The sequence below is a fragment of the Metapseudomonas boanensis genome (assembly GCF_018704125.1).
GTDB lineage: Bacteria > Pseudomonadota > Gammaproteobacteria > Pseudomonadales > Pseudomonadaceae > Metapseudomonas > Metapseudomonas boanensis.
In genome coordinates this window covers 581548-593670 of sequence record NZ_JAGTIS010000002.1, presented here as the reverse complement: position 1 = coordinate 593670, position 12123 = coordinate 581548, and the positions used below count along the sequence as shown (strand labels likewise).

Sequence of the window (12123 nt, the reverse complement as noted above, 5' to 3'; positions counted from 1 at the left end):
TTGGCTGTCAGGGGCGGGTAGGACGTCCTATCGAGTAGTTGGGATGGGCTACGTGGGCCCGAGCGAAGTTCGAAGGGACGCGATGGGGCTTGTAGACTTGGCGCTAACCTAAGATGACCTGTTGTCCACGACCGCCGCCGGCTCCTTCGCCGGCTTGCCGGCCTGATGGGGCAGGGTGAGGCCCATGGACAGGTAGATGCTGGTCAGCCCTTCCACGCCCATGTCCGCTGGGCGAACCCACTCCACCGGCACGTAGATCAGCCCGCCACCCACGGGGATGGGGGCGCTGGGCACCAGCACGGCGCAGTAGGGGCGACCGTCCAGTTCGAAGGCCTCCGAACTCGGGCGCAGGGCCAGCACCGCGGCGCCGTCGCCACCGAAGAAGCACCAGACCGGGCTCATGGCGGCGATGTCGGCGTTCTTGCTGCGGTCCAGCAGGCTGACGAAGCGGTCGGCCAGGTTGTACAGGCTGCCGATCAGCGGCGCGCGGCGCAGGGTCATGTCCAGCAGCCAGGCCAGCGGCCGGCGCAGGCCGAGCTGTACCGCCAGGCCCAGGGGGTAGAGGCTGCCCAGCAGCACCAGGGTCCCGACCAGGTAGGCCAGGACCGGATTGCTGGCGAAGTGTTGGCCCAGGGCGCCGAGGAGTTGGCCGATCAGGGTGGATGGGCCCACCAGCTTGTTCAGTAGGCTGACCAGCCAGGCCAGCAGGGCCAGGGTCAGCACCAGCGGCAACAGGGCCAGCAGGCCGGTGAGCCAGGTGGTGACCACGGAGCGGAAGCTTTGCCTGAGCATGCCGGGGCCCTCGTCTTAGCGGGTCAACGCCTTCCAGCTGCGCAGGCTGATCAGGGTCTGCGCCTGTTCGCTGCGGGTTGCCAGCACTTCGGCGTCCAGCGGCTGGCCGGCCAGTTCGGCGAACTTCGCCAGCTCGCCGTAGCAGCGGTCGATCTCCGCCACGTCCAGCACCTGACGCGCCAGGCGCAGCCAGACCAGCAGGCGTTCAAGGCGCGGCTGCTGCTCGGCCAGGTCCTCGGGCTGGCGCTTGTAGAGCTCGGGTTTCAGCGCCTGGCCTTCCTCGCCGAGGAAACGCGGCAGCCAGTTGCCCAGCGCTGCCTGGCCCTGGCGGGTGCCGCGGGCGTTGCGCTCCACGGTCCAGGCGCGGGTCAGCAGCCAGCGGGAGGCGTTGAGGGAGAACAGCCCCCAGCGGGTACCGGCGAGTTCCTCGGCGAACTGTTGCGGGGCGGCGTGGCGCGCGGCCTCGTCCAGTTCACCGGCCTGGATGCGCGGCCGCCAGTCCTGGAGCAGGGCGTCCAGGGCTTCGCGCAGGTCATGGCTGCTGGCGCGCGGCGCCGCCTGGCCGAGGCTGCCGAGCAGGGCGCGCAGGTCCACCAGTTGCTGCAGCCAGTCCGCCAGCAGCTTCCAGTGGCCGTTGAAGCGGTACTGCTCGGCCAGGCGCTGGCTGGCGCCCAGCAGGTGCCAGGCGAGGGCGGCAAAGGCGTCGTCCAGCGACAGCTCGATGGACAGCACCGGGGCCGGCAGGCTGAGGTGGTAGCTGTTGGCGTCGTAGAGGCGATAGCCGCGCTCGGCCTTGCTGATGTCGCAGGGCATCAGCGGCAGGTCGGCGGCCAGTTCCGCGGCCAGTTCCAGCAGCGCCTCGGGCTCGCCCTGGCGCAGTTCCAGTTCCAGTTCGCAGATCTCTTCTTCCTGCTTGCCGGCGATCACCTTGCCCAGGTCCAGGGCGGCTTCGATCACCACCTTGGCCTTGCCGCGACCCCAGGCGATCTCGGCCCGGTCGCGGGCGAAGTCGGTGGTGAAGATCGGCTTGAGCTGCTTCTTGTCCAGATCGGCGAGGCTGGCGGGCCAGCAGTCGTCGGTGAGTTTCTTCGGGTCCAGCTTGGCCTTGTCCAGATACCAGTCCCACTCGTTGCGTTCAGACAGCCCGGCCACGCTCTGGCCACGGGTCTTCAGGGTCTGGATGAACTGCTCGCCGTCGCGGCGCAGGCGCAGGGCAACGCGGGCCTGGGCGAGGTCACGCTCCGGGGTGTCGAAATACTGATTGAGCAGCTCACGACGTTCCCAGCCGCTCTTGTTGCGCTTCTTCAGCAGCGGGTGGTCGCGCAGGGCTTCCAGGGTCTCGCGGCTGGCGCGAAGCTTGATTTCGGTTTCTTTCTGCATGGCCGGAGTCTTTCAGACGCAGCCAGGGTGGCTGCCAAGGCGGTGAAGTTTACAGGACCGGTCCCGACCTTGCCGAAGCGGTTTCGCCGAAGCGGCCATGTGCCTATGATGGAATTTCGTATGTGGAGGCCGTCGATGTCCGTTCCAGACCTGAAATCGCAGTTCGCCGCACTGATCGCCGCGCCGTCGGTGAGCTGCACCCAGCCCAACTGGGACCAGTCCAACCAGTCGGTGATCGATCTCCTCGCCAGCTGGCTCACCGATCTCGGTTTCCAGTGCGAGGTCCAGCAGGTAGTGCCAGGCAAGGCCAACCTGCTCGCCACCTATGGCAGCGGCCCCGGTGGTCTGGTGCTGGCTGGGCATAGCGATACGGTGCCTTTCGATGCGGCCCTGTGGAAAACCGACCCTCTGAAGCTCAGCGAGGTGGGTGATCGCTGGTATGGCCTGGGCAGTTGCGACATGAAGGGCTTTTTCCCTCTGGCCATCGAGGCGGTGCGCGGGCTGCTGGACCGGCCGTTCCGCCAGCCACTGATGATCCTCGCGACCTGCGATGAGGAAAGCTCCATGGCCGGTGCTCGCGCACTGGCCGCTTCGGGCAGGCCACTCGGTCGCGCGGCGGTGATCGGCGAGCCCACCGGCCTGCGGCCGATCCGCCTGCACAAGGGTGTGATGATGGAGCGCATCGATATCCTCGGGCAGAGCGGTCATTCCTCGGATCCGCGCTTCGGCCACAGTGCGCTGGAAGCCATGCACGCGGTGATGAGCGACCTGATCGAGCTGCGCGGTGAGTGGCAGCAGGAGTTCCGCAATCCGCTGTTCAACGTTCCGCAACCGACGCTCAACCTTGGCTGCATCCACGGCGGCGACAACCCCAACCGCATCTGCGGCCAGTGCAGCCTGGAGTTCGACCTGCGGCCTCTGCCGGGCATGAGCCCGGAAACCCTGCGCGCGGTGATTCGCCAGCGCCTGCGACCCGTGGCCGAACACTACGCGGTGAAGATCGATTACAAACCGTTGTTCCCGGCAGTGCCGCCGTTCGAGCAATCGGCGGAAAGTGATCTGGTGCGCCTGGCCGAGCGTCTCACTGGTCATGCTGCAGAGGCGGTGGCCTTCGGGACTGAAGCGCCGTATCTTCAGCAGCTCGGTTGCGAGACCCTGGTGCTTGGCCCCGGCGATATCGCCTGTGCCCACCAGCCGGACGAGCACCTCGAACTGTCACGGATCGAGCCTACCGTTGCGCTATTGCGCCAGCTCATCCAGCATTACTGCCTGTAATCCACCACCACGTACTGAGAGGGTTTCCGTTGATGTTCCTGCGACGACGATAACGCGCCGCCATTTCGCTCCTTCACCGAGCTCCGCACTTCGTCTTATCGCCAACTACAGGCTCACGGAACCCATGCACGATTACGTCAACTGGCTTCGCCACGCTTCGCCCTACATCAACGCCCACCGGGACTGCACCTTCGTCGTCATGCTCCCGGGGGAGGGCGTTGCCCATCCGAATTTCGGCAACATCGTCCACGACCTCGTGCTGCTGCACAGCCTCGGCGTGCGCCTGGTGCTGGTACATGGTTCGCGCCCGCAGATCGAGGCACGTCTCGCCTCCCGTGGCCTGACGCCGCATTTCCACCGCGACCTGCGCATCACCGACGGCCCCACCCTGGAGTGCGTGATCGACGCCGTGGGCCAGTTGCGCATCGCCATCGAGGCGCGGCTGTCCATGGACATGGCCGCCTCGCCCATGCAGGGCTCGCGGCTGCGGGTGAGCACCGGCAACTTCGTCACCGCCCGGCCCATCGGCGTGGTGGATGGCATCGACTACCACCACACCGGCGAAGTGCGCCGGGTGGATCGCAAGGGTATCGGCCGCCTGCTGGACGAGCGCTCTATCGTGCTGCTATCGCCGCTGGGGTATTCGCCCACCGGGGAAATCTTCAATCTCGCCTGCGAGGACGTGGCTACCCGCGTTGCCATCGACGTCGGCGCTGACAAGCTGATCCTCTTCGGCAGTGAACGCGGCCTGATCGACGACGCCGGCAAGCTGGTGCGTGAACTGCGCCCGCAGCAGGTGCCGGCGCACCTGACGCGGCTCGGCAACAACTACCAGGCGGAACTGCTGGATGCCGCTGCCCAGGCCTGCCGCGGCGGCGTCAAGCGCAGCCACATGGTCAGCTACGCCGAAGACGGCTCCTTGCTCACCGAACTGTTCACCCGTGATGGTGGCGGCACCCTGGTGGACCAGGAGCAGTTCGAATCCTTGCGCGAGGCGACCATCGACGACGTGGGCGGCCTGATCGATCTGATCACCCCACTGGAAGACCAGGGCATCCTGGTGCGCCGTTCGCGGGAAGTGCTGGAGCGGGAGATCGAGCAGTTCAGCATCGTCGAGCGCGATGGCCTGATCATCGCCTGCGCGGCGCTCTATCCGATTGCCGATTCCGATGCCGGCGAACTGGCGTGCCTGGCAGTGAACCCGGAGTACCGCCACGGCGGTCGTGGCGACGAGCTGCTGGAGCGAATCGAGGAGCGCGCTCGCGCCCAGGGCCTGAAAACCCTATTCGTGCTCACCACCCGCACCGCGCACTGGTTCCGCGAACGCGGCTTCCAGCCCAGCGCCGTCGAGCAGCTGCCGGCTGCGCGGGCGTCGCTGTATAACTACCAGCGCAACTCGCAGATCTTCGAGAAAACCCTTTAGCCCGGGCCTCAGCCCGGGAGTTCCCTGCCAAAGCCGTCCGGGGCTGTCTTTCGTTGTGGGGGCGATTTCAATCGCTAAACAGACCACAGGTCTGCCATCCGGCCTCGCGGGGGGAGCAGCTGCGCTGCCCTTGGCGAATGAATTGGCTCTGTCCCCGTTAAGTGTTGTCACTGGCTGGCTCCCTTGTAGGAGCCAGCTTGCTGGCGAACGGGCTCATTTCGCGAGCAAGAACTCGGCGTCCCCCTCGCTCCTGCAGGGCTCTCAGCCCGACCGTTGATGGCTAGCAACAGCTAACGCCGACAGAGCCAATGAGTTCGCACCCACAAGGCGAGAGGTTTTGCCCAGTCTCAGTTGCTGATCAGTCCGAGGATGCTGGCCTGGTAGGCGGCGACGAAAGTGTCGAAATCCACATCCGGCTCCGCTTCCAGTCTCGCCTGCTCGGCGAGGGATTCACGGGCCATGGATTCGAAGCGTTCCTGGTCCTCGGCGCTCAGCGGCTCACTGCGGAAGTACGCGGCATGGGCGCGACTCTGACGCAGGGCGAACTCAGTGAAGCTCTCGCCACGTTCGCGCAGTTCGGCGAGTACCTGCGCCGAAGGCGTCAGGTCCGGGTTTTCCACTCTGGCACGTTGCACGGCCATGGTTTCGGCGTGTTCGCGGGTATCCAGCGCCAAGTCCAGAAGCGCAGCGGTGTGGTCGATGCGGTCGAGCAGGTCAGTGGCCCATTCCTTGAGGCCGATCGGCTGGCCGTGGCGCAGCAGTTCCAAGCCTGGACGGCGGCCTTCTTTCACCACTGTCTGGAAGTTGTCGGTGGCGCCACGGCATTCGTCGCCGGCCATCGGCGGGCTGTCCTGCAGGGCGCAGAACAGCAGGAAGGCGTCGAGGAAGCGCGCTTCGACCAGATCGATTCCCAGCGGCAGGAAAGGGTTGATGTCCAGGCAGCGCACTTCGACATACTGCACGCCACGTGAGGCCAGGGCCTGGATCGGGCGTTCGCCGGTATAGGTGATGCGCTTGGGACGGATGCTCGAGTAGTACTCGTTTTCGATCTGGATGACATTGGTGTTGAGCTGCACCCACTCGCCGTTCTGCTTGGTGCCGATATCGGCATAGGGCGGATACGGTGTGGAGACGGCCTGGCGCAGGCTCGACAGGTAGCTGTCGAGGCTGTTGTAGCAGGGTGTCAGGCCGGCCTGGGCGTTGTTCTGGTAGCCCAGGTCGCTCATCCGCAGGCTGGTGGCGTACGGCAGGTAGAGGGTATCGGCGTCCAGGCTTTGCAGATCGTGCGGGCGGCCGCGCAGGAAACTCTTGTCCAGGGCAGGCGCGGCGCCGAACAGGTACATCAGCAGCCAGCTGTAGCGGCGGAAGTTGCGGATCATCGCGATGTAGCGCGCCGACTGGTAGTCGCGGTCGGTCTGCGGATCGCCTTCGGCCTGCTTGAGCAGGGGCCAGAGGCTCTCGGGCAGCGAATAGTTGTAGTGGATACCGGCGATGCACTGCATGGTCTTGCCATAGCGCACGGCCAGGCCACGCCGGTAGACGTATTTAAGGCGGCCGATGGACGAGGTGCCGTAGCGGGCGATCGGGATGTCTTCCTCCCCCGGCAGGCGGCAGGGCATGGAGGGGCTCCAGAGCAGTTCGTCGCCCAGCTTGTCCACGGTGAAGCGGTGGACCTTCTCCAGGTCAGCGAGGGTCACCGCCGGGTCTTTTTCGGCCGGGGTGATGAACTCCAGCAGCGACTCGGAATAGTCCGTGGTGATCTGCGAATGGGTCAGGGCCGAGCCCAGAGCAGGCGAGTGGGGTGTCAGCGCCAGTTGGCCATTGCCGTCTACGCGCAGGCATTCACGCTCGATGCCATGCAGGCACTGGGTGAGCAGCGGCAGGTTAGCGCGCTCGCCGAGCAGGGCCAGGCGGCGGGAAAGAAGATCGCTCAATTTGGAATCCTTCACGCGTCAGTCGCCCCAATATGGGGGTGGACTGGACTGTCTACAAGAGGTGGACCTGGACGGGCGGCAGAAAAAATCCGTCGCCCGTCCCGCGTTGTCGCTTCGTCCAGAATAGAGCGTTGTGGGTGCCTGGTTGTTACAGCTGGGCGAAGGTGCCTTGTCCCTTCGCGACCAAGGCATCACCCTGAAGCACTTCAGCCTCAACTACCAATGTGCGGCGACCAGCGTGCAGCACCTTGGCGCGGCAGAGGATTTCCCCTTCGGCCACCGCACGCAGGTAGTTGATCTTGCATTCCAGGGTCACGCTCTTGCGGTCGAAGCCGTGGAGGCTGGTGCAGGCCAGCCCCATGGCGATGTCCAGCAGCGAGAAGATCGCCCCACCGTGCATCACTCCACCCCGATTGCGCAGGTGTTCGCCCATCGGCAGACGCGCTTCGGCGACACCGTCGCCGAGACTCACCGCTTCGATACCCAGCATCCGGCTGAACTGGCTGCTGGCCTGTGCGTCAGTGAACTCCATCAGGTCACTTCTTCTTGATCTGTTTGGCGTTGGCGAACAGCGAGGCCATCGCACCGCTGGCCGGCGGTGCGCTGGGGCGCGGGCTGCCCTGTTGCGGACGCGGCTGGCCGCCACCCTGGCGACCACCGCCACGTGGGCCTTCGACCTTCTCGCCGGGGGTGTCGCTCATGCGCATGGACAGGCCGACGCGGTTACGCGGGATATCCACCTCCATGACCTTCACACGGACGATGTCGCCGGCCTTGACCACTTCGTACGGATCCTTGACGAACTTCTCCGACAGCGCAGAGATGTGCACCAGGCCGTCCTGGTGGACGCCGATGTCGACGAAGGCGCCGAAGTTGGTGACGTTGGTCACCACGCCCTCGAGCACCATGCCGGGCTTGAGGTCCTTGAGGCTTTCGACGCCTTCCTGGAACTCGGCCGTCTTGAACTCCGGACGCGGGTCACGGCCGGGTTTGTCCAGCTCCTTGAGGATGTCGGTGACGGTCGGCAGGCCGAAGGTCTCGTCGGTGAACTTGGCTGGGTCGAGACGCTTGAGGAAGGCGGAGTCGCCGATCAGCGAGCGGATGTCACGGCTGGTATCGGCGGCGATGCGCTGCACCAGTGGGTAGGTTTCCGGGTGTACGGCAGAGGCGTCCAGCGGGTTGTCGCCGTTCATCACGCGGAGGAAGCCGGCGGCCAGCTCGAAGGTCTTCTCACCCAGGCGGCTGACTTTCTTCAGCTCGTCACGGGTCTTGAAAGCGCCGTTGGCGTCGCGGTAGGTGACGATGTTCTGCGCCAGGGTCGCGTTGAGGCCGGAGATGCGTGCCAGCAGCGCTGCGGAGGCGGTGTTGACGTCGACGCCGACGGCGTTCACGCAGTCTTCCACCACCGCATCCAGGCTGCGCGCCAGTTGCAGCTGGGAAACGTCATGCTGGTACTGGCCGACGCCGATGGATTTCGGGTCGATCTTCACCAGCTCGGCCAGCGGGTCCTGCAGACGGCGGGCGATGGACACGGCGCCGCGCAGGGACACGTCCAGCTCGGGGAATTCCTTGGCCGCCAGTTCGGATGCCGAGTACACCGAAGCGCCCGCCTCGCTGACCATGACCTTGGTCATCTTCAGGCCGGGGTATTTCTTGATCAGCTCGATGGCCAGTTTGTCGGTCTCGCGGCTGGCGGTCCCGTTGCCGATGGCGATCAGGTCGACACCGTGCTTGGCGCAGAGCTTGCCGAGGATTGCCAGGGTCTCGTCCCAGCGGTTGTGCGGAACGTGCGGATAGACGGTGGCGGTGTCCAGCAGCTTGCCGGTGGCGTCGACCACAGCCACCTTGCAGCCAGTGCGCAGGCCCGGGTCCAGGCCCAGGGTGGCACGCGGGCCGGCCGGAGCGGCCAGCAGCAGATCGTGCAAGTTGCGGGCGAAAACATTGATCGCTTCGCTTTCGGCGGCCTCGCGCAGCTCGCCCAGCAGGTCGGTTTCCAGATGGGTGTAGAGCTTGACCTTCCAGGTCCAGCGCACCACCTCGGCCAGCCACTTGTCGGCGGCGCGGCCCTGGTTGCTGATGCCGAAGCGCTCGCCGATCATCACTTCGCAGGGGTGCATGGTGCCTGGCTGTTCGTCGCCCACTTTCAGGGCGATGCTCAGCACGCCTTCGTTGCGGCCACGGAAGATCGCCAGGGCGCGGTGCGAAGGCACGCCCTTGAGCGTTTCGTCGTGTTCGAAGTAATCGCTGAACTTGGCGCCTTCCTGCTCCTTGCCGGCCACCAGGCGGGCGGCGAGGGTGGCGTTGTCCTTGAGGAAGCTGCGCAGGCTGGCGAGCAGCGTGGCGTCCTCGGCGAAGCGCTCCATAAGGATATATTTGGCGCCTTCGAGTACGGCCTTGACGTCAGCGAAGCCCTTCTCGGCATCGATGAAACGCTCGGCTTCGGCCTCCGGGGCCAGGCTCGGGTCGTTGAACAGCGCATCGGCCAACTCGCCGAGGCCGGCTTCCAGGGCGATCTGGCCCTTGGTGCGACGCTTCTGCTTGTACGGCAGGTAAAGGTCTTCGAGGCGGGTCTTGGTGTCGGCCAGCTTGATTTCGCGGGCCAGCTCGGGGGTCAGCTTGCCCTGCTCCTCGATGCTGGCGAGGATCGCCGTGCGGCGGTCTTCCATCTCGCGCAGGTAGCGCAGGCGCTCTTCCAGGTTACGCAGCTGGGTATCGTCGAGGCTGCCGGTGACTTCCTTACGGTAGCGGGCGATGAAGGGGACGGTGGCGCCTTCGTCGAGCAGGCCCACGGCGGCGGCGACCTGTTGCGGGCGCACGCCCAGCTCTTCAGCAATGCGGTTGTTGATGCTATCCATTGAAAACACCTGCAAAGGCAGCGCCCGGCACGAGCCACGGCGGGGGCCGCAGAAAACCAGACCAGCCAGGTGAGCCCGGCCGGAAGTGAAAGGGCCGCATTATAAACACCGACCTTTGGCGGGTAGGGAACCGTTCGGGGAAAAATCTGCTAACAATGGGCAGCCCGCCGGACGTTGGCGGCAAGCGATAATGCGTGGCTAGTCGAATCAGGAGAGAACATGAGCAACACCTTGACCTCGGAAGGTGAAAAAATCCTTATCGTCGACGACGACGCCCGCCTGCGCCGCCTGCTCGAGCGTTTCTTCGACGAACAGGGCTTCCGCGTGCGCGCGGTGGAAAACGTCGAACAGATGGATCGCTTGCTGGCCCGCGAAATCTTCAACCTGGTAGTACTCGACCTCATGCTGCCCGGTGAGGACGGCCTCTCGGCCTGCCGCCGCTTGCGCGCCTCGAACAACCAGGTGCCGATCATCATGCTCACCGCCAAGGGCGACGAAGCCAGCCGCATCCAGGGCCTGGAACTGGGCGCCGATGATTACCTGGCCAAGCCCTTCAACCCGCGCGAACTGCTCGCCCGTATCAAGGCCGTGCTGCGCCGCCAGGCGCCGCAGGTGCCAGGTGCTCCGGCGAGCGAGGACGAGAGCGTCAGCTTCGGTGAGTACGAACTGTCACTGGCCACCCGTGAACTCAAGCGCGGTGATGACGTGCAGATGCTCACCACCGGCGAGTTCGCCGTGCTCAAGGCATTGGTGCAGCATGCGCGCGAGCCGCTGACCCGCGACAAACTGATGAACCTGGCCCGGGGCCGCGAGTGGGACGCGCTGGAGCGTTCCATCGACGTGCAGATTTCCCGCCTGCGCCGGCTGATCGAGCCGGACCCATCCAAGCCGCGCTATATCCAGACCGTCTGGGGCGTTGGCTACGTGTTCGTTCCCGATGGCAACAAGTGATCGCGCGGCGGGTGCTCCCGCCGCAGGGCAATCCAGGGTGGGGGTGAAAGCCCCCTACTGGTTCCCGCAGAGCTTCTTCTCCCGCACCCTGTGGCTGGTGCTCATCGTCGTGCTGTTCTCCAAGGCGCTGACCCTGGTTTACCTGATGATGAACGAAGATGTGCTGGTGGATCGCCAGTACAGCCACGGCGCGGCGCTGACCCTGCGTGCCTACTGGGCGGCCAGCGAAGAAGAGCGACACGACCTGGCCAAGGCTGCCGGCCTCAAGCGCGTGACCCGAGATGCCGTGCCTCCCAGCGAGCAGCACTGGCCCTACAGCGAGATATTCCAGCGGCAGATGCAGGCCGAACTCGGGCCAGGCACTGAAGTGCGCCTGCGTGCCCAGAGCCCGCCAGCGCTGTGGGTCCATGCCCCAGAACTGGGGCCGGACTGGGTGCGCATCCCGCTTTATCCACACCCCCTGCGCGGGCAGCGTATCTGGAGCGTGCTGGGCTGGTTCCTCGGCATCGGCCTCCTGTCCACGGCAGCCGCCTGGATCTTCGTGCGCCAGCTCAATGCCCCGCTGAAACGCCTGGTGTTCGCCGCCCGCCAACTCGGCCAGGGGCGCAGCGTGCGCCTGCCGGTGAGCGACACCCCGAGCGAGATGGCCGAGGTGTACCGCGCCTTCAACCAGATGGCCGAAGACGTCGAACGTGGCGCCCGTGAGCGCGAGCTGATGCTGGCGGGCGTTTCCCACGACCTGCGCACGCCGCTGACCCGCCTGCGCCTGTCGCTGGAACTGATGAGCAGCGATTCGGAGCTGACCGAAGACATGATCCGTGACATCGAGGACATGGACGCCATCCTCGACCAGTTCCTCGCATTCATCCGTGACGGCCGTGACGAGCGGGTAGAAGAGCTGGACCTGGGCGAATTGGTGCGCGAGGTGGTGGCACCCTACAACCAGCAAGAGGAGCAGGTGCGCCTCTGCCTTGAGCCGCTGCCGCCTTTCCCCCTGCGACGGGTGTCGATGAAGCGCCTGCTGGTCAACCTGATCGAGAACGCCCTGCGCTACGGTGGCAACGGCGTTGAAGTAGCAGCGTTCGTTGCTGGCGACCACACGGCGCCCTATGTCGTGCTCAGCGTGCTCGACCGCGGTACCGGCATCGATCCGGCTGAACTCCAGGATATCTTCAACCCCTTCATCCGTGGCGACCGTGCCAGGGGTGGCAAGGGCACCGGCCTGGGCCTGGCCATCGTCAAGCGCATCGCGGCCTTGCACGGCGGTAGCGTCGAGCTGCGCAACCGCTCTGGTGGTGGCCTGGAGGCGCGCGTCTGCCTGCCACTGGGCCTGCTACTGCCGCGCGACGCGGTCTAAGCCATTCCATCCGCCCCTCGCCCGCTCATGGGCGAGGGGCACACCCTCTCAATCGGTCGGTATAGGGCGTTTCGGTATCCTGCCGGGACCGCCGGCCGAGCAATGCATCGAGGCTATAAATCGACATAGGCTGTGCAAGCGGGCTGGGCTATCCTC

At 65.7% G+C, this 12123-nt stretch carries 9 protein-coding genes; 4 read left to right on the top strand and 5 right to left on the bottom strand.

What is annotated here, in order from left to right:
* Positions 1-108: 108 nt before the first annotated feature.
* Positions 109-792 carry a DUF502 domain-containing protein gene (locus J7302_RS06715; protein ID WP_215372082.1) on the bottom strand — a complete coding sequence of 228 codons (684 nt, stop codon included), beginning with the start codon at positions 790-792 and terminating at the stop codon, positions 109-111.
* A 15-nt stretch (positions 793-807) separates the two neighbouring features.
* Positions 808-2172: a CYTH domain-containing protein gene (locus J7302_RS06710; protein ID WP_215372080.1), complete on the bottom strand. Its 1365-nt coding sequence runs from the start codon at positions 2170-2172 to the stop codon at positions 808-810.
* A gap of 135 nt (positions 2173-2307) precedes the next feature.
* On the opposite strand from J7302_RS06710, the gene argE reads away from it, so the two are divergent.
* A complete protein-coding gene (gene argE, locus J7302_RS06705) occupies positions 2308-3447 on the top strand; it encodes an acetylornithine deacetylase (protein ID WP_215372078.1) in 1140 nt (379 codons plus the stop codon).
* A 124-nt stretch (positions 3448-3571) separates the two neighbouring features.
* On the top strand, positions 3572-4870 hold the full coding sequence (gene argA, locus J7302_RS06700) for an amino-acid N-acetyltransferase (RefSeq protein ID WP_215372076.1): 1299 nt from the start codon (positions 3572-3574) through the stop codon (positions 4868-4870).
* Between the two features lie 347 nt (positions 4871-5217).
* Here argA and gshA read toward each other — a convergent pair whose 3' ends face one another.
* The 3 genes from gshA to J7302_RS06685 all read right to left on the bottom strand — a co-directional run bounded on the left by gshA (position 5218) and on the right by J7302_RS06685 (position 9659).
* Positions 5218-6804, bottom strand: a complete 1587-nt coding sequence (gene gshA, locus J7302_RS06695) for a glutamate--cysteine ligase (RefSeq protein ID WP_215372074.1) — start codon at positions 6802-6804, stop codon at positions 5218-5220.
* 148 nt (positions 6805-6952) lie between these two features.
* Positions 6953-7336, bottom strand: a complete 384-nt coding sequence (locus J7302_RS06690; protein ID WP_215372072.1) for a PaaI family thioesterase — start codon at positions 7334-7336, stop codon at positions 6953-6955.
* A 4-nt stretch (positions 7337-7340) separates the two neighbouring features.
* Positions 7341-9659, bottom strand: a complete 2319-nt coding sequence (locus J7302_RS06685; RefSeq protein ID WP_215372070.1) for a Tex family protein — start codon at positions 9657-9659, stop codon at positions 7341-7343.
* Between the two features lie 219 nt (positions 9660-9878).
* On the opposite strand from J7302_RS06685, the gene ompR reads away from it, so the two are divergent.
* Both ompR and J7302_RS06675 read left to right on the top strand, forming a co-directional pair.
* Positions 9879-10610, top strand: coding sequence for an osmolarity response regulator transcription factor OmpR (gene ompR / locus J7302_RS06680; RefSeq protein WP_215372068.1), 732 nt, complete (start codon positions 9879-9881; stop codon positions 10608-10610).
* A 43-nt stretch (positions 10611-10653) separates the two neighbouring features.
* A complete protein-coding gene (locus tag J7302_RS06675) occupies positions 10654-11967 on the top strand; it encodes an ATP-binding protein (protein ID WP_215372066.1) in 1314 nt (437 codons plus the stop codon).
* The last annotated feature ends 156 nt before the right edge of the window (positions 11968-12123 follow it).